Origin of the sequence: Streptomyces sp. NPDC048142 (assembly GCF_043202835.1) — a bacterium.
In the GTDB taxonomy this organism is placed as follows: domain Bacteria; phylum Actinomycetota; class Actinomycetes; order Streptomycetales; family Streptomycetaceae; genus Streptomyces.
This window is the reverse complement of sequence record NZ_JBIDBC010000016.1, coordinates 55,672-78,922: the sequence shown is the minus strand read 5'-3', so window position 1 is coordinate 78,922 and position 23,251 is coordinate 55,672. Positions and strand designations below refer to the sequence as shown.

Here is a 23,251-nt window from a genome sequence, read left to right as displayed (position 1 = left end):
CCGCCGTCCGGCCACGCGTCGGGACCCGGAGCCGGACCGGGCGGGCCCTCGCCCGGACGCCGGGGGGCTGCCGCCTCCGGTGGCGCGTGGGGCCGGCGCGGAGGTGGTGACATCGGCGGTACGGGGGCCGGCGGCACAGGCTGTGGAGGCAGCGGATCCGTTACGGGAACGGGCGCGGGCGCCGGCGCGGGCGGTGTCCCGAGGTCAGGCGCGGGCCGCGTTGCGGGAGGGGACTCGGGCGGTGTTACGTGAGGGGACGCGGACGGAGACTCGGACGGTGTTACGGGAACCGGCGGCGCGGGGACGGGCGGCGCGGGAACAGGCGGCGCGGGAACAGGCGGCGCAGGGACCGGCGATGCGGAAACAGGCGGCGCGGGGACCGGCGGCGCGGGCGGAGCCTCCCTCTCCTCCTCCCACCGCAAGAACGCCTCGCACGCCACACAGAACTCCCGCCCCGACGCGTTCCGGTGCCCGCACTCGTCGCAGATCACAGCAGCTCCAGAGTGAATCCGACGTGCGCCGGGACCTCCGCGCCGATCAGCTCCTCCAGCCGCACCCGGTCCGGCTGCCGCACACCGCCCCGGTCCCCGGTGCCCCCGGCCGCCGCCCGGATCCGGATGGTCACCCAGGGGCGGTCCTGGCCGGGCAGCGGGGTGCCAGGACGGGTCGACCAGGCCGTGCCGCCGCTCTCGACGATCTCCGGTTCCGTGCCGGTCTCCAGCCGGAGCGCCTCCGCCAGACCGCTCACCGTGCCGCGCCGGGCATGCCGGGCGACCGCGCCGCGCACCGCCGCCCGGCGCAGCTCCGGCGGGCTGTCCGCATGAGCGTCGACGGCCACCCACTGGGCCAGCCAGTCGAGGAAGTCGTCGGGGGCACTGCGCGGGTCCAGGTGCGCGGGCAGGTTGTCGATGGAGAGGAGGACGGGGGCGAGGACGTCGTCCAGCGCGGCCAGGAAGCGCTGGAGGAAGTCCTGTTCGAGGTAGACGGCGGGCAGCCGGTCGATCAGGGGGTGCGGGGTCGGCAGCCCCGGGATTCCGCTGCGCATCGGCTCAGGCCCCCCTCACCCGGAGCTGGTGCTCGTAGCTGAAGACCAGCGCGTGCGGGTCCAGCGGGATCTTCGCGGTGGCGTCGGTGCGTTCGCCGGTGACCGGGTCGGCGCGGTACAGCCGTACGTCCTCCACCAGGTCGACCCCCGGCACCCGCTGGAGCACGGCGAACGCCTCCCCGGACTGGACGGGTCGGCCGAACGGCCAGCCGTCCCCGGCAGGCCCGCCGGTGAGCGGGTTGAAATACCCGTACAGCGCGGCCAGCGCGCTCTCGCGGACCTTCTCCGCGAGCGCCCCGCGCTCCGCCTGGACCAGGGCGACGACGGTGACGCCCTGGTAGAACGGCGGCTCGACGACCAGCCGGGCCCCGACCGGCCGCCGGGCGTCCAGGTGTCCGGCGATCAGGGCGAGCGTGTTCGCGGGCGGGATCAGCTCGTCGAACCCGATCCGGCCCTGCTCGTCGCTGCGCCCGGCGGGGACGACGAGCAGCCGCACCCCGCCCGCGTCGGAGGCCTCCGGGCCGCCCTCCGTACCGGCCCGGATGCAGTGGACCCGGGCCGCGTCCGGGGCGATCTCGCGGGCGAGCAGTTCGTAGTCGTGCGGGACCACCGCCCGGTGCAGGGTGCGCAGGGTCATGGGTCCGCGCACCCGGGCGCTGTCGACGCTCTCGCCGTCCACGCCCCCGAGCGCCGGCCGGCGGTTCTCGACCCGGGCGACGTACGGGATCGCGCTGCGCAGGACGCGGAGCGTGGAGCGGGCGACGTTGCCGCGCAGCCCGCCGCCCGTGCGGTAGGAACGGACCCGGACGGTGGCGCCCTTGACCGGGACCCGGCCGTAATGGCGTACGGAGCCGTCCCGTTCGCGTACGGCGGGACCGAACTCGACGCGCCCCGCGTTCGGGTCGAGCGTGACGTGCCGGTCCTCGGGGCCGGAGTGCGCGAAGTCGTCGACCCGGCTCCAGCGGGTGACGTCCGAGCCTGGGCCCGTGGTGTCGGCGGCGGCCGGGTCGGTCACCTCGACCACGAACTCCCCCGGCACCACCGGCGGCCGGGCCAGCCGGAACACCTGCCCGGGGACGCCCTCCGCCTGGCCCAGCACCTCGTCGGTGACGGTCTCGGCATGCTCGGCCGCCACCGTCGAGCCGATGGTGAACGCGCTGATCCCGCGCACGACGGGCGGGGCCACGTACGTCGGCCGGCCCGGCTCCGCCTCGATCAGGCGGCAGCGCAGCCAGCCCCCGGTGCGGCGGACGACGGCCGCCGGGACATGGGTTCCCGGCAGGTGGAGGATCAGCTCGCCGGACCGGTTGAAGCCGCCGGTGTCGTCCTTCTCCACCTCGCAGACCGCCCAACTCGTCCCGTCCCAGGCCTCCCAGAGGATCGGCGGCCGGGCCGGGTCGACGCCGACGCCGTCCACCGTGCAGTCCAGGCGTAACACCAGTACGCCTGCGGGCACGGCGGCCGACAGGCCGACGTACAGGCAGTCGCCGGGGGCGGGCGTCGCCCCGAACACGGGCACGTCCCGGCCGAGCGTCAGCTCCTCGGTCCGGTCGACGGCCTCCCCTGGCGAGGGCCAGGTGGCCAGGTGGGCGAAGGTGCACGGCACGATGGAGAGCGGTTCGGAGGTGGTGAACACGACCGCCTCCTCCGTCTCCGTACGGACGGTCGCGACCTCCGTGCCGGCGCGCACCAGCACCGGTTCGGGCCGGGGCGCGGAGAGCCGGAACGTCACCTCGGTGCGGGCGGCGGTCGGCGGGTGGAGCTGTACCCCGATCAGGTCGAGGAAGGTGAGATAGCTCTTCTCCGGGACCCGGTTCACCCGGTAGACGAGCTGGTCGACCATGGTCGCGAACGCCTCGATCAGCGTCACCCCGGGGTCGGAGACGTTGTGGTCGGTCCACTCCGGGCAGCGCTGCTGCACCAGGCGTTTCGCCTCGTCGACCAGGCCCTGGAAGGTGCGGTCGTCCAGATGCGGGCTGGGCAGGGTCATGCCCTCACCTCCTCATGCGAGCCGGGCAGGGTCATGCCCTCGCCTCCTCAAGCGGGCCGGGCAGAGCCATGCCTCGCCATCCTCCTGCGGGCCGGGCAGGGTCCATGCGCCCGCCTCCTCGTCGTACGCGATGGTCAAGCTCATGCGCCCGCCCCCTCCTCGTCGGCCGGTCCCTCGGTCGCCTCGGCGTGCTGCGGGATCACGTAGAACGGGAAGACGAGGTTGCGGGGATCGTTCGCGCCGCGCACGGTGTAGCCGATGTCGATGTAGAGGACGCCGTTGTCCGCCTCGTCGAACCGGACGACGACCTCGGTCACCTCGATCCGGGGCTCCCAGCGCTCCAGCGCGAGCCGCACCTCGTACGCCAGCTGCCCGGCGGTTCCCGCGTCCGCCGGGGCGAACACGTAGTCGTTGACCGCGCAGCCGAACTCGGGCCGCATGGGCCGCTCGCCCGGCGAGGTCGCCAGGATCAGCCGGATCGACTCCTCCAGCTCGTGCTCGCCGCGCACCAGGGCGATGGACCCGGTGGCGTCCGTACGCGGCGGGAACGCCCAGCCCGCGCCGATGAACTGCTGTCCCATGGGTCCGGTTCACCCGCCGATCAGTACGGTCGGACAGCCGGAGAGCACCGGAGAGCCGCAGCCCGCCAGGTCCCCGGCGCGGGCGGCCGGCTGCCCGCCGATGAACACCGTCGAGCTGCCGGGCGGCGCGAGGACCGTCGGCGGATGGGCGGCGGGCGAGGAACACAGGTGAGCGGTCCCGACGGTGGCGGCGGGCTTCCCGCCGATGAGCACGGACCGGACTCCGGGCGGCCCGACCGTGCCGGGATGGCCCGTGGGGTCGCCGACCCGGGCTGCCGGGGCGGCTGTTGCTCCGGGCATGCTGTGCACTCCTCTCGTCGCCTGGCTGGTCAGATGTCAGTTGAGCTTGACCATGGGCGCGTTGACCGTCACCGAGCCGCCGCTCTTGATCTCCGTACGACGGCTGCCGTCGACCGTGACCTCACCGCCCCGCACCTCCACCGAGCCGCCGGCCGCGATGGCGACCTTCCCGTTGCCGCCGTCCACGGAGATCCCGTTGCGCGAGGTCAACGTGACGCTCTCACCGGCCAGTTCGAGCGCCCCGCGCCCCGCGTCCAGGGCGACGCCGTCGGCCGCCCGGATGGAGACCTGCTCCTTGGCCTCGATCGTCACGCTGCCGTCGCTGCCGATGACGATGGCGGTGCCCTTGCGGTCGAGGTCGATCGTGAGCTTGCCGTCACCGGTGCGGAGCCGGACGCCCTGCGGGCCGTTGGCGGCGTCCAGCAGCTCCAGCTGGTTTCCGCTCCTCGACGCGAAGGCACGGCGGTTCACCGCACCGCTGGTGGGATCGACGAGTTCGCCCCCGCCACTGGTACCTCCTGAGCCTCCGCTGCCACCTGCACCTCCAGAAGCGACGGAAGCACTGGATGCACCGGGAGCGCCGGAAGCACCGGAAGCACCGGAAGCACCGGGAGCACCGGGAGCACCGGCGGATGGGCCCCCGCCGCCGCCCGGCCGGTCCTGCCCGTTGTACAGACCCGCCAGGACGTACGGACGGTCCAGATGCCCGTGCTCGAAGCCGACCAGCACCTCGTCGCCCACCTCCGGGATGAACGCCTCGCCGCCCCCCGTACCGCCGGACTGCGCCGTACGCGCCCAGTCGCTCGCGTACTCGTCGGACAGCCACGGGAAGCGCACCTTGACCCGCCCCGACCCCTCCGGATCCTGCGTGTCCGTCACCGTCCCGCTGACCAGCCCCGCACACCGCGAACCACCCGCGACCGGCGTGCCTCCCGTCAGCCCGAACAGCGACCGCTCCTGCTGCCCCGACACGGTGATCCAAGTCTCGTACCCGCGTACGGCGTCGAAGACATGGCGTGAGGTCGTCACCGTGTACCGGCCCTCGAACGGCGCGCCCACCGCGTTCAGCGCCACCGCGCTGCCCGCCCGCACCTCCGGATTCCCCCGGATCACCGCCTCCAGCTCCGCGAACGACCCGGCGATCCGCTCCGCCAGCGCCTTCGCCGCCTGGTCGACCTGGTCCTGCGCCCCGTACGCCGCGTCGGTCACCACGAACCGGGCCTCGCCGAACCGGGCCGACACCTCCGCCGCCGTCACCCCCAGCTCCAGCGTCGGGGACGTGCCCGCCGGGGCCCGGCCCACCAGCGGCTGCTTCGCCTGGACGTCCCAGCCGCGCACCTCCACCTCGGAGACCTGCTCGGCGGCCGACACCCCGGCCCGGCAGCGCAGCAGGTTGCTGCCCAGCTCCAGGACGAGCGGATCGCGTTCGGCGCGCGCCGAGGAGTCGGGCGCGCCGCCCGCCTCGGCCGGCTTCGTGATGTGGAGCTGCCCGTCCCGTACGTACGCCTGCGCTCCCGCCTCCTCGGCCAGCCCGCGCACGAACTCCCAGTCGGTGACGTTGGGCTGGGCGATGTGTTCCAGTACCGGCCCGGCGATGTCGACCGGGCCCGGCTTCAGCCCGGCGCGCCGGGCGACCTGGCCGCAGATGTCGGCGAGGGTCATGTTCTGGTAGCTGGCCACGCGCCGCCCCCGGAACAGCCGGTGCGACTCGTCGAAACCCCGGACCACGGTGAACGTGCCGGACTCGTCGAGCTCCACCTCCAGCGCGGTGACGACCCCCTCCAGCAGCGGCTTCGGGGCGGTGTCGCCGCCCGCGCGGGCCAGCAGCCGGGCCTCGGTGCCGATCTTCAGCCCGGCCTGCTCCAGCAGCACCCGGTCGGGGTCCCGGAACCGCAGCAGGAACAGGTCGGGGAGCGTACGGCTGTCGTCGACATAGCCCTCGACCAGCGTGTTCACGAACTTCGCGGGCAGCGGCACGCCGCCGAACTCCACCGTCAGCGCCGTGGAAACCCCCTGCTGCGCCATCAGCCCCGCCCCCTGCCCCGGGCGGCCCTGGTGGCGTCCCGGTCCGAGGAGTCCCCGAGCCGTGCCAGCTCGTCGAGGGCGGGCAGCAGGAGCTGGGTGCCGGGCGCGAGCCGCATCGGGTCGTCGATCCCGTTGGCCTCGGCGATCACCCGCCAGGCCCCGGGATCCCCGTACTCCCGGTGGGCCAGCGAGGGCAGCGAGTCGCCCGCGCCGACCCGGTGGACGCGCCGGGCGGCCAGCGCGCCCGAGGTCGGGTTCTGGCCCGGCGTCTCGCCGCTGATCTCCTCCATGGTGACCTGGCAGACCGCCCGGATCGGCACACCGGACGTCGTGAACAGCGTGTATTTCGCGGCGACTTGGCTGACGTAACCCGGAAAGCCGGTCAGCCCGCCCCAGTGGAAGACGACCCAAGGCGGGGACGACCGCTGCTGCTGCCGGGTCTCGTCCGTCGGCACGCAGCACGCGAAGAGCTGCTCCACCGAGGTGACGACCCGGGTGTCCTGGGTGTCGCTGGCGTCGAAGAACATCTCCACCGTGAGCTTGCTGGGCTGCGAGCCCTGGTACTCCGGCGGCCCCGAACTCTTCGCCCCCTTCGCCGGACTCCGCTTCCAGGAGGCCGCCTTGGTCAGGCTCAGCTCCTTGGGGTTGAACTGGAAGTCGATCCGCCCGCACGGCCCGCCCGGCGTCAGCCCGCCCCCGGTCGGCGGGGTCCGCAGCTCCAGGTAGGCGTGCTCCAGCTTGGGCCGCGCCGAGCCGCCCTTCGCCGCCGACGCCACCCCTGACGTACCGGCCGCGCTGAACGCGATGGGACCCGCACCGCTCATCGCGCTCAGCCCTCCATCACGTAACCGTGGTGGGCGATCTCGATGGTCTCCATCGCGACCTTCGGCGACTCGGGCGTGAACGAAGGACCGGTCCACCGCACGGGCACGACCTCCAACAGCCCCCACTGGGCCACCTTTTGACCATCGCCCGTACGTGCCTCGATGTGCGCGGTCTTCCGGCTGAACCCGGTCGTCATCGTGGCGAACCAGCGCGCCACCTTCTCCGTCTCCCGGGTCAGCGGCCGCGACAGCTTCACGTTGGAGTACTTCAGCCGGGTCGGCAGCTGCCACAGATGCCCGTTGTTGCCGCCCTCCTCGCGGGTTTCGAGGACCACTTCGCAGCCGAGGCCCTCGCAGGTGTTGAACGACCCGAGCTCGATGTCATCGATGGTCACGACGAAACAGACGCTGACGGCGGGGTCGCTGTCCTGGGCGGTGGCCATGACACGTACCTCTCAGTTCGGTCGAACAGCCGGTCGTTCGGAGTTTCGGAGTTCACTGGCCGGTGTTTCAGTGGCCGGTGCTTCAGTGCCAGGTGCTTCAGTGCCAGGTGCTTCAGTGGCGGGTGTTGATGAGATGACCGGCGCGCTCGCGCTCCAGCCGGAGATCGTTCTTGAGGAGCCGGCTCAGCGGGGCGTACAGAGCGCGGACCAGCTCGTCCGTGACGGCGGGAGCCCCCTTGCCGTCCTTCGCCTCAGCCGCTTCCGTTACGGTGTCGGGCTCCGCCTCGGACTCCGGCTCCGTGGCGTCCTCCGGTTCCGTTACGGGGTCGGGCTCGGGGGGCGGCGGTTCCTCGGCGGCTTCGGCGATCCCGGCGGCCCGCTGGACGACCGGCCGCGAGGTACCGGAGGCCGGCGCGCCCCCGAAGACCACACTGCCATCGGCCATCCGCTGCGCCACCCCGGCGGCCACCGCCACGGCACCGGCCGAGGGCAGTCCCCGCGCACTGCCGGAACCCGGCAGGAGACGCGCCACCGAGCCCGGCACCGGAGGCCCTCCGGCTGCCTGCCGCTGAAGGGGCGCTGGGGGCGTGCCGGCGGGGGGCCGGGGAGGGGCGGGGCCCAGGGAGACACCGGGGCCGGGGCCTGCGCCCGCGCTCCGCCCCGTACCGATGTCCGCCGCTTCGGTCCACCGGACCGGAACGCCCTCGGGGGGAGGGGCAGCGGGCCCGGCCGGGGCCGGCGCGGACCCCCCGGCGTGCTCCGGATCCGGCCCCGCAGCACGCTGTACGTCAACGTTCCGCGGAACCAGGGGGCGGTCGCCCAGGAGGGGGGCGACGGGCTGCCCGGCGACGGGCGGGGACGGGTGCGGCGGGGCGGCGGACGGGCTGACCGACCGCTGGACGGAACCAACGGCACCACTGACGCCACCGACGCCACCGACGCCACCGACGCCACCGACGCCACCGACTGAAGCAGGCGCGCCCACCTCGTGGTCATCGGACCGGCTCGGGAGCACCTCCCCCACCAGCGGATCCTCACCGATCAAGGGAGCGACCGGCTGGTCGGCCTCCCCCGCCCGACCGGCCTCGGAAGGACCTGAGTCAGCAGGGGCAACAGGGGCAGCAGGCGGAACCTGACTCCCGGAGGTCTCCGGAACGGACGCGGCCCGACGCTGAGCGGTCGGCGGCAGACCGGGCAGCGGCGCACCGAGCCCGGCCGCCCGCCGGGGCCGCTCCCCGGCCGGCGGCATCGCAGCCCGCTGAACACCGACGCTTCCGGAGGGCGGGGCGGCCGGAGCGGACGGTGGGTCCGGCGCGGAGGGCTCCGCCACGACGGCCCGCTCACCCACCAGACGCCGTACGGGCAACTGCTCACCGTCTCCGGCACCACTTCCCGCCCCGGAGGCGGACGTCATGGCGGGGCTCTCACCCCCGTACCCGTACCCGTACCCGTACAGACGCTGTACGGGTACGGGTACGGACACTGGCGCGGGTACGGATTCCGTTAGGGCCACGGGTCCGGGCCCGGCCACCGCACCCGGGCGCGGCCTCGCGGCAGCCGCCCGCAACGGCATCTCCACAGACCGCTGAGCCGCGACCGACGACGACGGCTGCGACGACGGCGGGGCGGACTCCGCAACACCGACCCCACGCACGAGTCCAGCCGGAGCATCAGGACTCACCACATGCCCCAGCGGGGTCCCGAGTGCGGTGTCCTGGCGCGTGGTGAGTGAGGCCTCGAACTCCGCGGGACCCACCGTCAGTTGCTGCCCGGAAACCACCCGCTGGAGCGGCTCCAGCCGGTTCACATCAACACGGTCGCCACGGTCGGCCACCGCCGGGGCGGGTGCATCGCCGGTGCGGGAACCGCCGCGGTCACCCCGCAGCCAGGACATCAGCCCCATGAACCTTCGTCCTCTCCGACTACTGCCCGTTGAGGCGGGCGACCTGCGCGACGAACTTCAGGCGTTCCGGATGTTCCAGGTCCAGCAGGTCGTCCAGCGGCCAGTGGAAGTGGTAGGCGAGGTACGCGACCTCCTCGTAGAGCAGGTCGGCCGCGTACGTCACGATTCCCCCAGGCGGCCACCGGCGAGATTCACCGCGAACTCCTCGTCGCAGGACGGGCACGTGACGGCGGCGCGAGTATGTCCCTCGGCGTTGATCCGCCGGTAGAAGTCCTGGAGAAAGGCCAGGTCGGAGGCGAACAGGTCCTCGATGACGCCGGGATGGATGTCCTCGACCGTGCCGATGCGCGTGACGACCCGGGAGATGAGGACGACCGACAGATAGGCCGAGTTCTCCCGCACGCGATCGTCCCGCAGGGGGACCAGCTCGTCGCGGGCGGTGGCCAGGCGCATCACCCCGGCGCGGTGGACCGCGCCCGACTCGTCGACGTAACCGCGAGGCAGCTCGAAGCCGAACTCCGTACGCAGCGGCTCCTGTTGGTGCGCGGAGCCACCTCGCCGCCCCCCGCCCACCCCCGCCTCGACCTGCTCCGGACTCTGGAACGGGACCGAGCGGCGCATCAGTCGAGTTCCATGCTCTCGTAGGTGATCGCCAGTTTCTCCGTCAGCACCGACGTGTCACCGGCCTTGAGCGTGCCGATCTCCAGGGACTTCGGCCAGGCGTTGATGAGTTTGTAGCGCTTGATCGGCAGGCCCTCGTAGTCGTAGACGATGACGGCGCCGTTGCGGCGGGCGTTCGTCATGCGGCCGAACCGCGAGTCCTTGATCCACCGCTCGAAGCTGTTGTCCTCGGTGAGCCCGCGCGTCACGGTGACCTCACCGGCCTTGGGGCGGCCGGGCAGCTTCTTGATGGCGTACTTGCCGTCGGCGGTGTTCTGCTTCAGCTCGATGACGTCCTGCTCCATCTTCAGACCACTGACCTCGGTGATCTGCTTGATGATGACGCTGTCGAATTCGAGGCCGAAGGAATGCCCGACGGAACTGTCGAGATCGGGAAGTGGCACAGCAGACTCCTTAACGCCGGTCTCAGGAACGGGCTGTCAACGGGTCAACGGGTCAACGGGCCTGTGGCAGCCGGTCATTCGTCGACGCCACCGCTGCCGCCGGTCAGCTGGGAGAGCCGGAACACCACGAACTCGGCCGGTTTGACGGGGGCGACCCCGATCTCGCAGATGACCTGGCCCGCGTCGACGCTCTCCGGCGGGTTCGTCTCGCGGTCGCACTTCACGTAGAACGCCTCCTCGGGGGTCAGCCCGAACAGCGAACCCTTGCGCCACTCGTTGACCAGGAACGCCGAGACCGTGCGCCGGACACGGGCCCACAGGGCGTCGTCGTTCGGTTCGAAGACGACCCACTGCGTACCGGCGAGGATCGACTCCTCCAGGTAGTTGAAGAGCCGCCGGACGTTCAGATACCGCCAGGCCGGATCGGACGCCAGCGTCCGCGCGCCCCACACCCGGATGCCCCGCCCGGGGAAGGACCGGATGCAGTTCAGCCCGATCGGGTTGAGCAGGTCGTGCTCGCCCTTGGTGAGCTGGGTCGCCAGCGCGACGGCTCCGCGTACGACCTCGTTCGCCGGGGCCTTGTGCACCCCGCGCGTGTCGTCGTTGCGCGCCCAGATCCCGGCGATGTGCCCACTGGGCGGTACGAGGGTGGCGCGGCCGGACGCGGGGTCGGCGACGCTGATCCACGGGTAGTAGAGCGTGGCGTACTTGGAGTCGAAGTTGGCCTGCCCGGTGCGCCAGCCGCGGATCTGCTGCGGGGTGAGGCCGGGCGGCGGGTCGAGCACAGCCACCCGGTCCCCCATCAACTCGCAGTGGGCGATGAGGCCTTGCTGGACGGCGATGACCGACTCCAGGTCCAGCAGCCCGCGTTCGTACGCGCTCATCAGGTCGGGCACGGCGACCATGGTGACCTCGTCGACCGCTTCGAGGCCGCCGAGCCCCGTACGGCGGTCGGCGTCACCGACGTACACCTCGGGGGCCATCGCACCGGAACTGCCGACGGGGGCGGGGGCGGCCGGGGCGAGGATCACCGTCTGCGGCTCGGGCGGGGCGGGTGCGGCGCCGCGACCCGACTCCCGTACCTCGATCAGCTCGGACGTGGCGTTGACGCGGGTGGCGATGTTGTCCTTGCTGCGCTTGGTGGTGACGGAGGGGTACGTCTCCACGACCTGGCCGTCGCGCTTCACGAGGAACCGGAAGACGTCGGCGGGCGGATCGTCGGCCTCCACCGGGGCGACCTCCACACTGATCTCGCCGCTCACCCCCGGCCGGGGGCGTACGGCGTAGGGCCCGACCGGGACCTCCGCGCCGGCAGGCAGTCCACCGGCCTGCCCGGCCTGCCCACTCCCCCCGGTGGCGCCGCCGCCCGGCTCACCGTCTTCCGCATCCGCGTCCACACCCGCGTCCGCACCCGCTTCCGCCGTGCCGTCACCGACCCGCACGATGTAGCAGACGCCGCCGCCGTTGGCGAAGAACCCGTAGACGGAGGACGCGAGGTAGGCGCCGTCGACGAAGTCACCGAACGTGGCGACGAACTGACTCCAGTTGGTGATCAGCGTCGGCTCGTCGAACGGGCCCTTCTGGGCGAAGCCGACGAAGGCGGCGACCGAGGTGCCCACCCCTTCGATCGGCCGGGATCCGGACTCGACCTCTTCGACGTAGACGCCGGGGGACAGGTACGACGGCATAAGGGCCTCTCCTCGACACACTCCTGAACGCACTGCTCGACCGGGTGATGCGGGTCGACCAGGTGACGGGCCGACCGGGTGATGCGGGCCATTCTCGTCACGGGGGCGATCACCGGGAACGGACGGTCGGCCGCCCTGCCGCGCATCGAGGGCTGCCCGATGAGGCAACGCGTCCGCGCCGGGGGTGCCGCCCCGCCCTGCCCCGTACGCGGCCCGCCCGTTCTGCGTACGCCCCCGGCTTCCCCGGCACGCTGGCGGCCACCACGCATGCACCACATCCGGGCGGGCCCCGGGCGGCGGGAGCGGAGGGGCGGATGAAGGCGGTTCCGGAGAAGCCTTCCGCCACGCAGCCGCATCACGACCCGGTACGCGCCCGGGACCGCGCCCCGCACTCCGACTCCGTACGCGCCCCGCACCCGGACTCCGTACGCGCCCCGCATCCCGACTCCTCCGTAGGCGCTCCGGGCTTTGAACGCTCCCGCCCGGACGCACAGCGAACGGAGGAGCGGGCAACCACCACCCCGCCCCCCGACCGCCGCTCCGTCCAACGGTTGCAGCGCCTGGCCGGGAACGGGGCGGTGTCCCGGCTGGTCGCCCAGCGGTACACCGCGCCGGTCAAGCCGTCCCCGGCGCAGTCGCCCCGCTTCCGCAGCGTGAAGACCGACGTGGCGGCGAAGAGGACCCGGATCGCGGCGCACGCCCCGGCGGCGAGTGAGTCGAAGGCGTCGCAGGACGCGGCGGTGGCCCCGCCGGATGACAAGGAGGCCCAGGGCAAGGCGGCGAACGCCGAGAAGATGAACGCGGCGAAGCCCGGGGAGTTCGACAAGAAGGCGTTCATCGACGCGGTGAACAAGGCGATCGACGCGCAGGCCCCCAAGAACCTCGACGAGGCGGACAAGTTCGCCAAGTCCGGCAAGGCGGACCAGGTCAAGGCGGAGGTCGACGGGAAGGTCGGCGACGGCAAGGAGTCCTCCGCCAAGGACATCGACACCGCCACCAAGGCCCCGCCCGACACCTCGGCCGCCAAGGACAAGGAGGTCACCCCGCTCTCCCCCGACCAGGCCCCGGCCAACCCGGGCGCGCCGTCCGCCACGGACGCGGTGCCCGAGAAGCAGCCCGCGGCCGTGACGGACTTCTCCGAGGGGCCGGCCGAGAACGACAAGGCGATGGCGGACGCCGAGGTCACCGAGGAGCAGCTGGCCAAGGGCAACGAACCGCAGTTCACCGAGGCCCTGTCGGCGAAGAGGACCTCCGAGGCGGACGCGGCGAAAGCCCCGGCGAAGGGGAAGGCGGCGGAGAACCAGCAGCTTTCCACCGCCAAGGAGAACGCGGCGGCCTCCGGGGCCCAGGCCATGGCGGGCCTCACCTCCACCCGTGCCGCCGCCGGGAAACAGGTGGACGGCGGGAAGAACGACACGAAGTCGAAGGACGAGAAGAAGCGCGCCGAGGTCACGGCAAAACTCCAGAAGGTCTACGACAGCACGAAGAAGGACGTCGAGGACACCCTGTCCGGCCTGGACAAAAAGGTGGACACGGCGTTCACAGCGGGCGAGAAATCAGCGCGGGACGCGTTCACGGCCGACCACAAGAGCCGGATGAAGAAGTACAAGGACAAGCGGTACTCGGGCCTCGTGGGCAAGGGCCGCTGGGTCAAGGACAAGTTCGCCGGCCTGCCGAAGGCGGCGAACGACCTCTACCAGGAGTCCCGCAAGCTCTACGTCTCCCGCATGCGGACGGTCATCTCCTCGGTCGCCGACATCATCGGCGCCGAACTCGGCAGGGCGAAGGCCCGTATCGCCAAGGGCCGCACGGAGCTGAAGGCGGAGGTCGACAAACTCCCCGCCGATCTCCAGCAGTTCGGCGAGGAGGCGGCGAAGGACTTCGCGGGAAAGTTCGACGACCTGGAGTCCACGGTCAACGAGAAGTCCGAGCAACTGGTCCAGGACCTCGCCCAGAAGTACACAGCGGCCCTCAACAAGATCGACGAGGAGATCAAGAAGCTCCAGGAGGCCAACAGGGGCCTGATCGACAAGGCGAAGGACGCCATCGTCGGGGCCATCAAGACGATCAACGAGCTGAAGAACCTGCTCCTCGGCATCCTCGCCAAGGCCGCCTCCGCGATCATGAAGATTATCAAGGACCCGATCGGCTTCCTGGGCAACCTGGTGAAAGCGGTCGGCGCGGGCCTGAACCTCTTCATCACGAACATCGCCGACCACCTCAGAACGGGCGTCGTCTCCTGGCTGCTGGGTACGGCGGTGAAGGCGGGCCTGGACCTCCCGGCGAAGTTCGACCTCAAGGGAATCATCCAGCTCATCGGTTCGATGCTGGGCCTGACCTGGGACGGCATCCGCACCCGCGTCACCCGCAAGGGCGTCCCCGACGAAGCGATGAGCGCGGTCGAGACGTCCGTCCCGGTGGCCGGCTCCCTCGCCCGCGAGGGCCCGGCCGGCGCGGTCAAGGAAATCCAGGCGGAGACGGGCGACCTCAAGGCCACGATCCTCGGCAAGCTGACGACCTACCTGATCCCCACCGTCCTCATCGCGGGCATCACCTGGATCATCTCCCTGCTCAACCCCGCCTCGGCGTTCGTCCGCGCGGTCAAGGGAATCATCGACATCGTCACGTTCATCGTGACCCAGGGCGCCCAGATCGTGGACTTCGTCAACGCGGTCCTGGACGCGGTCATCGCCGTAGCGAACGGCGGCCAGGCCGGCGTCCCCAAGCTCATCGAGGCCGCCCTCGCCACGAGCGTCCCCCTCCTGATCGGCTTCCTGGCCGCGCTGCTGGGCATCGGCGGCCTGGCCAACAAGGTCAAGTCGGTCTTCCAGTCGGTGTCACGGCCGGTGACCCGGGCTATCGACAAGATCGTCGACTTCATCGCGAAGAAGGGCAAGGCGCTCTGGGCGAAGCTCAAGGGAAACAAGGGAGACCCAAGGAGAACGGGACCCGGAAAGCCCGAAACAGTTGCCGCAAAAGATAAGCGGCTCACCAAGGGGCTCGCAGCAGCCACAGCTGCTGCCAATAGACACAGAGGCCGCCTGGTGTCCGAGGCACTGCTCCGCCGCATATTTGCGGGCATCCGAGTTCGCTACGGCCTCACCGAGTTGCGCCCAGTGGCAGGCGATCAGAAATGGGATATCTACGGCAAGGTCAACCCTTCCCGCCTGTCTGCAACTGAGCTGCTGCTCCGAAAAAATGAGCGCAAAATGATGCGGCTTGCCGTAAATGCGGCCGGCGGCATAGTCGAGTTCCTCAAGAAAATGGCGGACGGGGACTCCATATCAGTCACGGTCGCGGAGGTTTCCACCGATGTAGATATGGGAAAGTTCAAGGAAGCGTGGGAGCGACCTCAATCAAAAGCACGCGAGATGCTGAAGGACAAACTTCGCGACGCCACACCGAATAATCACGAATGGATTCCAACCAATTTCATCCTGGAGGTCACCGAACGCGCTTCCCTCGCCGCGGGCGAGGGCCCCAAGTGGATCGACCTACAGCACAGCCTTCGATCCGATACGTTCCGTGTCGTTTTCAGTGCCGCGAAGGCGCCTCCTCAGATCATTACTGAAGCCGTTGACGGCAGGCCGGAGCGGCAGTACAGCGGCCCCTACGGGCATTCGGGCGCCGTATTCCTCAACAAGCCGACAAAAAACAATCAGAGAATCAAACACCAAGGGGACTTTCATAACGAATTACGGTCCTCCTTCACTTCTTCGACCACGACCCAGAAGGCGAAGGAGGCGGCACTGGCAACCGCGCGCGCCTGGATCTGGCGGGGAGACGACTTCACTCCAGAAATCCACCCCAAAGTAATGGACAAATCCGGAGATCCGCTGGACGGAGAAAAACAGAAAGAGAACTTCGCGCAGATAGAAAAGGATCTGTCCTGAAGCGGAGGAAGCGTGAACGAAGGCGAAGGAAACGCAACTTCAGAGCTTGGAACCAGCACGGAAGCCATGGAGTGGGTGAATGGCTCCGGCCTGGACGAGAAATCCAAATCGAATCTCCTGAAATTCATCATGAACTTCCCCTCACTGACCTTCATCCGGGAGTCGGACGAGTATCTCGATGCCAGCGAATCCGAGCACGGCGTGACTCTGCCCCCATGGTTCCGCGACCTTCGGAAGATTTTTGCCGGATTCGCGGATTCCATGCCCGCCCGGTTTATCGCCTACGACGAGGACTGCGCAAGGTTCGACATCGCACATAAGATCTGGTACACGTTTTCACTGGGAGACATGGGCGAGGACGACGTGCCCCTGTTCGTGGAATACGCAAAAATTTACCCCATCGGATCCTGGGTGGAAAATGATCGCTCCTACCTTGCCATCAGCCTGGAGGATCCACAGGACCGAAACATTTACGAGTTCGCGAGAGAAGATCTCGCCGATTCCCGGATGATCGGCGAATCATCATATCCGGATGCAGTATTCAGCTCGTATCCGAGAATGCTTTCCCGTTTATACCAATTCAAGGCACCAAACGGCGAAATAGTGCAGGCGGCGAATATGTGACCCGCGGAGAATCCTCATACCGGAGCACGACCCGGTCTGCCGACGAGGTACACGGGCCCGATGCGTCACCCCGCCCCACCGGCCGCCTGAACTCCGAAGCCGGCGTCAGCCGCCCCAGCTTCCGGTACTCCCCTGGTTCGCGTGGATCGCCGTCCCCATCCGTCACCGCGTCCCCTGCCTCCGCCGCCGGATATGCGCGCCACCCCCCTCTCTACTAGAAGAGATATTAGAATGGGGCCATGAGCGACGACGTCACCTACAGACCCGGCGAAGGCCCCACCGCCAACGTCTCCGTCAGCCTGCACTCCGGCAACATCGCCGCCGTCCGCGCGCGCGTCGGGAAGCGGGGGTTCTCCGCCTACGTGGACGCCGCCGTGCAGCGCCAGATCGAGCGGGACAACCTCGCCGAGCTGACCGCCGCGCACGAGGCGGAGCACGGTGAGTTCAGCCCGGCGGAGATCGACGCCGCCCGTGCGCTGCTGCGCGGAGACGCCGACGGCGGCGTGGGGAGCGCGGCTTGATGAACCGGTCGGGCACCCTCGTCCTGGACAGCGAAGGACTGTCGAAGGTGGTCGCCGACGACCGCCGGGTCATGGCCCTGGTACGCGGGGCCGAGCAGGAGGACATGCGGGTCGTGACCAGCATCCTCACCCTCATCGAGGCGCACCACGCGCGGGTGAACTCCGCCCGCTTCAACTGGGCCGTGTCCCGGCTGAACGTGGAGCCGGTCACCGAGGAGATCGGGCGTACGGCGATGGCCCTGCTCGTCGACACGGGCCTTCACGGGCACAAGTACGCCATCGACTCCGTGGTCGCGGCCACCGCACTCCACGCTCCGAAGCCGGCCGTCGTCCTGACCTCCGATCCCGAGGACCTGACCATGCTCTGCGGCAACCGCGTGCGCATCGTCAAGGTCTGAACCCAGTGCTCAGGGCCGCCTCCACCTCCTGATTCCCGCCCTCAGGTCACCAGCCCCAGATACGGCCCGAACTCCGAAGCCAGCGTCAGCCGCCCCAGCTTCTGGTACTCCCGCTGGATCGCGTGGATCACCGTCTCCATCGTCACCGCGCCCCCCGCCTCCGCCGCCAGGTACGCCGAAGTCACCGCGATCGAGCGGATGTTGCCGCCCGCCAGCTCGAAGTTCTCGGCGCAGAAGGGCAGGTCCAGGTCCGTGCCGCGCGGGAGCGTCGGGCCCAGGCAGCGGTCCCAGAGGAGCAGGCGTTGTTCGGGGTCCGGGACGGGGAAGTCGATGACCAGGTCCAGACGGCGGGTGAAGGCGTCGTCCAGGTTGGCGCGGAGGTTGGTGGCGAGGATGGCCAGGCCGTCGAAGGACTCCATGCGCTGGAGGAGGTACGCGCTCTCCACGTTGGCGTAACGGTCGTGGGCGTCCTTCACGTCCGAGCGTTTGCCGAAGATCGCGTCCGCCTCGTCGAAGAGGAGTACGCCGTTCACGCCCGCCGCTTCCGTGAAGATCCGCTCCAGGTTCTTCTCCGTCTCGCCCACGTACTTGTCGATCACCGTCGCCAGGTCGACCGTGTACAGGTCCAGGCCCAGGTCCGCGGCGATCACCTCCGCCGACATCGTCTTGCCCGTGCCGGAGTCGCCCGCGAACAGCGCCGAGACTCCCCGGCCCCGGCCCCCGCCCGGCCGCATGCCCCACTCCCCCAGCACCCGGTCGCGGTGCCGGGCGCGGGCCGTGAGTTCACGGAGCTGGGTGTGGGTGTCGGGCGGGAGGACCAGGTCGTCCCAGGTCACCGTGGGTTCGATGCGGCGGGCCAGGCGGTCCAGGCCCGCCGCGTTCTGGGCGCGGGCCCCCCGGCGTACGTGGTCCGCGGTGAGTACGCCGCCCGCCAGCCGGGCTGCCTGGGCGGCGGAACGGGCGGCTCCGGTGATCTGTTCCGGGGTGAGGAGGAAGGGAGCCAGCAGCTGGTCCGGGGCGATGGCGGCCGGGAGCGGCGCGTCCTCCCGGAGCCGGTACGCGTCCCGCCACAGCGCCCCCCGCGCCGACGGCTCCACCCGGGGCGCGTGCAGCAGCAGCGGCGGGGCGGCCGACCAGGACGCGTCCCAGGGCGCCCGGCCCACCAGGACCGTCGGGACCGGGGTGGCCGTGAGGAGCCTGAGCAGCCCGGGGCGCTCCCTGGACACCGCGTCCAGCGGCGCGCAGACCAGGCCCGCCCCGGTCAGGCGCGCCTCCCGGACCAGGGCGCGTACCGCCTCGGCGGGCGACGGGTCCTCCGCCAGCCGGGCCAGGTCCAGGCCCAGGACGCCCCGGCCCGCCCGCGTCAGCGCCGACGCGGCCAGCGCCGTGCCCGCACCGCCCTGCTCCTCGCTCAGGTAGGCCAGCGCGACCCCGTCGGCCAGGACCCCGGCGAGCGGGGCCGGGTCGCCCACCCCGGGCACGGCCTGCCACGGGGCCAGCAGCTCCGCCAGCCACAGGTCCGGCGTGTCGTCGCCCAGCAGGTGCGCGGCCACCCGGTCCGGCACCCGCAGCGCACGGCTCAGGAACGGGCGGTTCAGGTCCTCCGCCAGCAGCAGGCCGCCGGCCCGGAGCGGCGCCCCCGCAGCCAGCCGGGCACGGGCCGCAGGATCCGAGAGGGCCGCGCCGCACAGGCCCAGAGCCAGCCCGATGGACGGACGGCGACGGGACACGTCGTCGTTGAGATAGCCGTAGAACGCCTCGAAGCGGTCGTCCAGATCCGGTACGAGCGCGATGAGCAGGATCTCCGTATCGAGCACGGTGAGGCCGAACTCCTGTGCGAGGCCGGCCAGTCGGGAACCCGCCTCCTCCTCGGCCGGAGAAGCACTCGGCTCGCCCCCGGCCAGAGGCTGCTCCAGCGCCGGGAACCCCCTCGCCCCCTCCTCGTCCAGCAGCCGCACGATGCTCTCGTCCGTCAGATACAGCCCCCGGAAGTCGTCGTCCGGGTCCGGATCGGTGCTCCGCCGCAGCTCCACCGCGTGCCGGATACGCCGCTCCACGGCCGCCGCACGGGCGAGCAGGTGGCGGAGGTCCGGGTCGATGACGTCCCGCGAGGTCCCGCGCTCCGCGCCCCCGTCGGCAGCCTGCCCGCTCATGCGTCCCGTCCCGCAGGAGGCGTGGGAGCACCGCTCTCCTCCGCCGGCCTCCCCCGCCGCTCCGTGATCCGCAACGACACCGCCCGCCCCCGTTCGCCGCCGGAACCCCGCGCCGCCGGGTCCCGGGCCGGCCGGCCCGGACGCGACCCGTACACCGGCAGCCCCGGCCGGCCCGGCTGCGCCTCCGTCGCGCCCTCCCCGGGCGCGGGTACGTCCCCGAACTGCGCCCGCAGCCCCTCGCCGCCCACCGGCGGGCCCGCCTCGTAGACCGGTGAGGCCGTCACCGGAACGCTGATCACCAGGTCGAGGGAGGGCTTCAGCTCGCCCCCGAGCGCGCTCCACACATCCGCGAACGACCGGTCCTCCGGCGGCGGCAGCGCGATCGACATCGGGACGGCGGCCCCGACCTCGGCGAGCGAGCCCGCCAGCCGCTCCGGCGGCAGCGCCTCGTACCGCAGCAGACAGGCCAGCAGGGAGGACAGCAGCCGGTGTTCGTCCTCCGGGCGCTTCGTCCACGCCGTGATCAGGTACGACAGCTTGAAGAAACGGGGCGGCCGGCGGCGCGCGACGATCGCGCCGCGCTCGTCGTACTCGTTGTGCAGGCCACGCCCCCGCCGCCGCATGTCCTCGCGGATGTCGTAGAGGTAGAGGTTGACCATCGGGGCGTTGACCTTGGCCGCCCACTCCCGGGTCGGGGCGTCGAAGACCACCGCGATCTGCCGGCCCTCCAGCACCTCGGCCCGGATCAGGGCCCGCAGGACATCGTCCACCTCATGGATCATCCGGTGACCGCCTCCCATACGAAGGGCGCACTCATGACCGGCCCGCGAAGTCCGGGGGCTGGAGGTTGTGCTGAACGACCAGGACCGGTTCCTGGAGACGGGGGAGATCCCGGGCCTCCGCCCTCAGGATGCGCGGGCCCAGCACGTCCTTGCGCAGGACCAGCACCTGCACCTCGAAGGTGCCGTCCCGGCCGACACGTATGCCGGACCGGTCCGCGGTGATGCCGATGTTCCACGTGAAACGTACGGTCTCGCCCGGCGGATAGTCCTTGCCCCGGGCCAGTACCGGCTGCCCCGGCTTCGCGACCTGCGGGGTGACCGTCAGCGAGGGTTCGAGGACCCTCAGCCGGTCCACGTCCCGGTTGTTCGCCGCCCGCAGGTCGGGCAGGGTGCCGCGCACGGTGGCCCGTACGTCACCGGTGACCGCCGACCGGTAGGTCGCCGTCCGCGTCACCTCGACCCGGCCCCCGGCGGGGATCGTGCAGGGCCGCGCCGCCGTGCACCGGATCGGGCCGGACAGGCTCCGGTCCTTCGCCTCGGTCGTCCTCGGCCAGGCAGTCCCGAGGACGACGCCGGTCGCCGTGTCCGGGCCCGCGTTGGTGATCGTGAACCGGGCGGCGGCGGGCCGCCCCACGTACGTACGGTCCGGGCTGACATCGGCCCGTACCGCGAGGTCGGAGGCCGGCGGCGGGGGTGGCGGCGGCGCGGGCGGGTCCGGCGGGACGACAGGTTCCAGGACCTCGAACCGCGCCGTGTCCGCCCCCGTGTTGCCCGCCGAGTCCGTGGCGGAACAGGTGACCGTCGTCGTACCGACCGGGAAGAGCGATCCGGACGGCGGGGCGCAGGTCACCGGCAGCACCCCGTCCTGCGGGTCCGTCGCCGTGGCCGTGTAGTCGATGCGTACGCCGTCGTCGTCGGTGGCCCTGGCCGTACGGTCGTCCACGGTGACGACCGGGACGTCGACGTCGTTCACGGCGATGCTGATCTGCTGCTGGAAGTCCGGATCGGGCACCGCGGCGGGCCCGATCGTGTCCGTCCCCGGCACCTGCGTCCCGAGCAGGAACTGCACGGTGCAGGTGAGCGTCGTGCCCTGCGGGGCGTCCTCCGACACATCGACGGTCTCCGCGAAGTGCGCGGTCCCGCCGCTGGTGAGCTGCCGGGTGGGCGGGTCGAGGGCGACGGTCAGATGGGGGTCGCAGACTTCGAGGCGGTAGCCCACGGAGGTGGGGAGGTTGTCGAAGCCGTCGACGATCGCCTCGGCGACCCGGTCCCCGTCGATGCCTTCGAGCAGCCGGCCGCCGGTGGCCTCGATGATGCGGGTGGCCTGGCCCGGTGTGGTGGGCGGGTCCTCGACGTAGTCCGGGTTTCCGGCGTCGCCGTTGCCGTTGAGGCCGTCGCCGATCGTGCTCTCCACATCGACGCCGATCACCCGGACGCCCTTGTCCTGGAGCGCGAAGATCGTGTCGTCGATGGTGTGGCCGTTGCTGGGCGAGTGGCTGGAGGCGTCCCCGACGAGCACCACGACCGGGCTCGCCCCGTCGCGGAACACCGTTGTGCCGCCCGCGCCGTCGGCGATCTGCCACAGCCCGTTGATCCAGTCCTCCGAAGGGCCACGGCTCGCACCGCCGAGGTCGGTCCTGAGCTGGTCGACGCCCTCCTGCACCTTCTCCAGGTCGTCCGTCAGCCCTGTGAGCACCTGGAATCCCGCGTCGACATCGCCCTCCTGGTCGCCGAACGTGGCCACCGCGAAATGCGAGTCGGGCTGCTCGGCGAGGATCTTGCCGGTGATGGCGGGCAGGTTCTCCCGGACGCTCCGGATCGGTTCGGCCATGCTCGCCGTACCGTCCACCAGCAGGATCACATCGGGCCGGGGCGGGATCGCCGGGGTCCGCACCTGCTTGTCCACGCCCGTCGAACCGCCCGGGTCGAGCGCCTCCTCCAGCGTCGCCGGGGTGACCCACGGCTCCGGCGGCACGGGCACGGCGGACGCGACGCCGCTCACGCCCGAGGCGGGGGCGAGTCCGGCGGCCAGCAGGAGCAGGACGAACGCGGCCGACCGGCGGCGCATCCCGGTGCGACTGCCCGCCCACGTTCCCGGCCCGGTGCGGCGGGCCTCCCGCGTTCCTGGGCCGGTGCGGCGGGCCTCCCGCGCTCCCGGCCCGGTGCTTGGCTGAAACCACCGCACAGCGTTCCCCTCCCGCGTCCTGCCACGTCCCGCCCGGTACCCGGAGACCACCGTCGCGCGCCGGCCGCCCCCGTACCGAGTTGGGCGAGCCACTCCCTCGGGTAGCCTCAGCTGCCCTATGGGGCAAGGGCGTTCGGGAAGCGGCCCGTCAGATCAGGCCCTGACGCATCGCGTACGCCACCGCGTGGGAGCGATTGCGCAGTTGCAGACGGGTCATCACCGAGTGCAGCACGTTCTTGATCGTGCGCTCGGAGTACGCCAGCTTCGTCGCGATGTCCGCCGTGTCGTACCCCTCGGCTACCAGGCGCAGCACGTCCACCTCGCGGGAGGCCAGGCCGGTGAAGTGCAGACCGCGCGGGCCGAGCACCTGGCCCTGGAGCCTGCCGACCTCTTCGAGGAGGCGTCCGAGCAGGTCGGAGGGCAGATGCCCCTCGCCCCGGGCCACCGTGCCGATGACCTGCACCAGATGTTCCGGGGTCGAATCGGACCGCCTGACGACCCCCGCGACCCCGCACTCCGCCGCGCTCACCAGCTTCTGCTCGTCGATGTCCGTGGTCACCAGCACCGTGCGGCAGGTGCTGGTGCGCTGGATGTTACGGAGGACGCGCAGGACTTCGTCGTCCACGGCGTCCACCACCATGACCACGACCTGGGGCGCCGCCTCGCCGTCCCGCTCGACGACACTGACCTCGGGGCGGGCGCGCAGCTGACTGGCCACTCCGGCCTGGGAAATCGGGTCCTGCGCCCGTAAAACGACAGTGATGCGCTCCATGCGAATGCTCCCCCTGGGCACCAGCCGGAAGCGTCACACAGCAGGCACAAGCTCCACAGC

At 71.3% G+C, this 23,251-nt stretch carries 22 protein-coding genes; 5 read left to right on the top strand and 17 right to left on the bottom strand.

Annotation, left to right across the window (positions count from 1 at the left end; all coding sequences use genetic code 11):
* Nucleotides 1-487: 487 nt before the first annotated feature.
* From ACGF2Y_RS21030 to ACGF2Y_RS20990, 9 genes are all read right to left on the bottom strand, one after another.
* A complete protein-coding gene (locus ACGF2Y_RS21030; RefSeq protein ID WP_392949532.1) occupies nt 488-1,045 on the bottom strand; it encodes a phage tail protein in 558 nt (185 codons plus the stop codon).
* Between the two features lie 4 nt (nt 1,046-1,049).
* Entirely contained in the window at nt 1,050-3,035 is a 1,986-nt protein-coding gene (locus ACGF2Y_RS21025; RefSeq protein ID WP_392949529.1) for a putative baseplate assembly protein, read from the bottom strand.
* Between the two features lie 12 nt (nt 3,036-3,047).
* Nucleotides 3,048-3,179, bottom strand: coding sequence for a hypothetical protein (locus ACGF2Y_RS21020; protein WP_392949526.1), 132 nt, complete (start codon nt 3,177-3,179; stop codon nt 3,048-3,050).
* A complete protein-coding gene (locus ACGF2Y_RS21015; protein ID WP_392949523.1) occupies nt 3,176-3,616 on the bottom strand; it encodes a GPW/gp25 family protein in 441 nt (146 codons plus the stop codon). Before ACGF2Y_RS21015 ends, ACGF2Y_RS21020 begins: the two co-directional genes overlap by 4 nt.
* Nucleotides 3,617-3,625: 9 nt before the next feature.
* On the bottom strand, nt 3,626-3,916 hold the full coding sequence (locus ACGF2Y_RS21010) for a PAAR domain-containing protein (protein ID WP_392949521.1): 291 nt from the start codon (nt 3,914-3,916) through the stop codon (nt 3,626-3,628).
* Nucleotides 3,917-3,952: 36 nt separating this feature from the next.
* Nucleotides 3,953-5,941 (bottom strand): VgrG-related protein, encoded by a 1,989-nt coding sequence (locus ACGF2Y_RS21005; protein WP_392949518.1) that lies wholly within the window; start codon nt 5,939-5,941, stop codon nt 3,953-3,955.
* Nucleotides 5,941-6,765 (bottom strand): peptidase M23, encoded by an 825-nt coding sequence (locus tag ACGF2Y_RS21000; protein WP_392949515.1) that lies wholly within the window; start codon nt 6,763-6,765, stop codon nt 5,941-5,943. The genes ACGF2Y_RS21005 and ACGF2Y_RS21000 overlap by 1 nt, the downstream gene beginning before the upstream one ends.
* Before the next feature lie 5 nt (nt 6,766-6,770).
* Nucleotides 6,771-7,208: a phage tail protein gene (locus ACGF2Y_RS20995; RefSeq protein WP_018488496.1), complete on the bottom strand. Its 438-nt coding sequence runs from the start codon at nt 7,206-7,208 to the stop codon at nt 6,771-6,773.
* A 112-nt stretch (nt 7,209-7,320) separates the two neighbouring features.
* Nucleotides 7,321-7,740: a hypothetical protein gene (locus ACGF2Y_RS20990; RefSeq protein ID WP_392949512.1), complete on the bottom strand. Its 420-nt coding sequence runs from the start codon at nt 7,738-7,740 to the stop codon at nt 7,321-7,323.
* A 222-nt stretch (nt 7,741-7,962) separates the two neighbouring features.
* On the opposite strand from ACGF2Y_RS20990, the gene ACGF2Y_RS20985 reads away from it, so the two are divergent.
* The gene (locus tag ACGF2Y_RS20985) at nt 7,963-8,178 is read left to right on the top strand and encodes a hypothetical protein (RefSeq protein WP_392949509.1); all 216 of its coding nucleotides are present in this window, start codon (nt 7,963-7,965) and stop codon (nt 8,176-8,178) included.
* Nucleotides 8,179-9,130: 952 nt separating this feature from the next.
* Here ACGF2Y_RS20985 and ACGF2Y_RS20980 read toward each other — a convergent pair.
* From ACGF2Y_RS20980 to ACGF2Y_RS20965, 4 genes are all read right to left on the bottom strand, one after another.
* Nucleotides 9,131-9,274: a DUF6760 family protein gene (locus ACGF2Y_RS20980; protein ID WP_018099790.1), complete on the bottom strand. Its 144-nt coding sequence runs from the start codon at nt 9,272-9,274 to the stop codon at nt 9,131-9,133.
* Nucleotides 9,271-9,732 carry a hypothetical protein gene (locus tag ACGF2Y_RS20975; RefSeq protein ID WP_392949504.1) on the bottom strand — a complete coding sequence of 154 codons (462 nt, stop codon included), beginning with the start codon at nt 9,730-9,732 and terminating at the stop codon, nt 9,271-9,273. Before ACGF2Y_RS20975 ends, ACGF2Y_RS20980 begins: the two co-directional genes overlap by 4 nt.
* Entirely contained in the window at nt 9,732-10,175 is a 444-nt protein-coding gene (locus ACGF2Y_RS20970; protein WP_018488498.1) for a phage tail protein, read from the bottom strand. Before ACGF2Y_RS20970 ends, ACGF2Y_RS20975 begins: the two co-directional genes overlap by 1 nt.
* Nucleotides 10,176-10,249: 74 nt before the next feature.
* Nucleotides 10,250-11,863 carry a phage tail sheath family protein gene (locus tag ACGF2Y_RS20965; protein ID WP_392949502.1) on the bottom strand — a complete coding sequence of 538 codons (1,614 nt, stop codon included), beginning with the start codon at nt 11,861-11,863 and terminating at the stop codon, nt 10,250-10,252.
* Between the two features lie 314 nt (nt 11,864-12,177).
* Here ACGF2Y_RS20965 and ACGF2Y_RS20960 point away from each other — a divergent pair, with 314 nt between their 5' ends.
* From ACGF2Y_RS20960 to ACGF2Y_RS20945, 4 genes are all read left to right on the top strand, one after another.
* Nucleotides 12,178-15,756: a hypothetical protein gene (locus ACGF2Y_RS20960; RefSeq protein ID WP_392949501.1), complete on the top strand. Its 3,579-nt coding sequence runs from the start codon at nt 12,178-12,180 to the stop codon at nt 15,754-15,756.
* Nucleotides 15,757-15,768: 12 nt separating this feature from the next.
* Nucleotides 15,769-16,380, top strand: a complete 612-nt coding sequence (locus tag ACGF2Y_RS20955) for a hypothetical protein (RefSeq protein ID WP_392949499.1) — start codon at nt 15,769-15,771, stop codon at nt 16,378-16,380.
* A 239-nt stretch (nt 16,381-16,619) separates the two neighbouring features.
* Nucleotides 16,620-16,901 carry a hypothetical protein gene (locus ACGF2Y_RS20950; RefSeq protein ID WP_392949497.1) on the top strand — a complete coding sequence of 94 codons (282 nt, stop codon included), beginning with the start codon at nt 16,620-16,622 and terminating at the stop codon, nt 16,899-16,901.
* Nucleotides 16,901-17,299, top strand: coding sequence for a DNA-binding protein (locus ACGF2Y_RS20945; RefSeq protein WP_392949495.1), 399 nt, complete (start codon nt 16,901-16,903; stop codon nt 17,297-17,299). Before ACGF2Y_RS20950 ends, ACGF2Y_RS20945 begins: the two co-directional genes overlap by 1 nt.
* A gap of 41 nt (nt 17,300-17,340) precedes the next feature.
* On the opposite strand, the gene ACGF2Y_RS20940 is transcribed toward ACGF2Y_RS20945, so the two are convergent.
* The 4 genes from ACGF2Y_RS20940 to ACGF2Y_RS20925 all read right to left on the bottom strand — a co-directional run bounded on the left by ACGF2Y_RS20940 (nt 17,341) and on the right by ACGF2Y_RS20925 (nt 23,191).
* Nucleotides 17,341-19,452, bottom strand: coding sequence for an AAA family ATPase (locus ACGF2Y_RS20940; protein WP_392949492.1), 2,112 nt, complete (start codon nt 19,450-19,452; stop codon nt 17,341-17,343).
* Complete coding sequence (locus ACGF2Y_RS20935) at nt 19,449-20,234, bottom strand: DUF4255 domain-containing protein (protein ID WP_392949491.1); 786 nt, start codon at nt 20,232-20,234, stop codon at nt 19,449-19,451. Before ACGF2Y_RS20935 ends, ACGF2Y_RS20940 begins: the two co-directional genes overlap by 4 nt.
* 31 nt (nt 20,235-20,265) lie before the next feature.
* On the bottom strand, nt 20,266-22,302 hold the full coding sequence (locus ACGF2Y_RS20930) for a VWA domain-containing protein (protein ID WP_392949488.1): 2,037 nt from the start codon (nt 22,300-22,302) through the stop codon (nt 20,266-20,268).
* Between the two features lie 265 nt (nt 22,303-22,567).
* Nucleotides 22,568-23,191 (bottom strand): response regulator transcription factor, encoded by a 624-nt coding sequence (locus ACGF2Y_RS20925; RefSeq protein ID WP_392949486.1) that lies wholly within the window; start codon nt 23,189-23,191, stop codon nt 22,568-22,570.
* Nucleotides 23,192-23,251 lie beyond the last annotated feature (60 nt).

Bases quoted from the DNA above. Each gene is read 5' to 3' on its own strand.
- ACGF2Y_RS21030 (WP_392949532.1), bottom strand. From the start codon at position 1,045: ATGCGCAGCGGAATCCCGGGGCTGCCGACCCCGCACCCCCTGATCGAC.
- ACGF2Y_RS21025 (WP_392949529.1), bottom strand. From the start codon at position 3,035: ATGACCCTGCCCAGCCCGCATCTGGACGACCGCACCTTCCAGGGCCTG.
- ACGF2Y_RS21020 (WP_392949526.1), bottom strand. From the start codon at position 3,179: ATGAGCTTGACCATCGCGTACGACGAGGAGGCGGGCGCATGGACCCTG.
- ACGF2Y_RS21015 (WP_392949523.1), bottom strand. From the start codon at position 3,616: ATGGGACAGCAGTTCATCGGCGCGGGCTGGGCGTTCCCGCCGCGTACG.
- ACGF2Y_RS21010 (WP_392949521.1), bottom strand. From the start codon at position 3,916: ATGCCCGGAGCAACAGCCGCCCCGGCAGCCCGGGTCGGCGACCCCACG.
- ACGF2Y_RS21005 (WP_392949518.1), bottom strand. From the start codon at position 5,941: ATGGCGCAGCAGGGGGTTTCCACGGCGCTGACGGTGGAGTTCGGCGGC.
- ACGF2Y_RS21000 (WP_392949515.1), bottom strand. From the start codon at position 6,765: ATGAGCGGTGCGGGTCCCATCGCGTTCAGCGCGGCCGGTACGTCAGGG.
- ACGF2Y_RS20995 (WP_018488496.1), bottom strand. From the start codon at position 7,208: ATGGCCACCGCCCAGGACAGCGACCCCGCCGTCAGCGTCTGTTTCGTC.
- ACGF2Y_RS20975 (WP_392949504.1), bottom strand. From the start codon at position 9,732: ATGCGCCGCTCGGTCCCGTTCCAGAGTCCGGAGCAGGTCGAGGCGGGG.
- ACGF2Y_RS20965 (WP_392949502.1), bottom strand. From the start codon at position 11,863: ATGCCGTCGTACCTGTCCCCCGGCGTCTACGTCGAAGAGGTCGAGTCC.
- ACGF2Y_RS20960 (WP_392949501.1), top strand. From the start codon at position 12,178: ATGAAGGCGGTTCCGGAGAAGCCTTCCGCCACGCAGCCGCATCACGAC.
- ACGF2Y_RS20950 (WP_392949497.1), top strand. From the start codon at position 16,620: ATGAGCGACGACGTCACCTACAGACCCGGCGAAGGCCCCACCGCCAAC.
- ACGF2Y_RS20945 (WP_392949495.1), top strand. From the start codon at position 16,901: ATGAACCGGTCGGGCACCCTCGTCCTGGACAGCGAAGGACTGTCGAAG.
- ACGF2Y_RS20940 (WP_392949492.1), bottom strand. From the start codon at position 19,452: ATGAGCGGGCAGGCTGCCGACGGGGGCGCGGAGCGCGGGACCTCGCGG.
- ACGF2Y_RS20935 (WP_392949491.1), bottom strand. From the start codon at position 20,234: ATGATCCATGAGGTGGACGATGTCCTGCGGGCCCTGATCCGGGCCGAG.
- ACGF2Y_RS20930 (WP_392949488.1), bottom strand. From the start codon at position 22,302: ATGCGCCGCCGGTCGGCCGCGTTCGTCCTGCTCCTGCTGGCCGCCGGA.
- ACGF2Y_RS20925 (WP_392949486.1), bottom strand. From the start codon at position 23,191: ATGGAGCGCATCACTGTCGTTTTACGGGCGCAGGACCCGATTTCCCAG.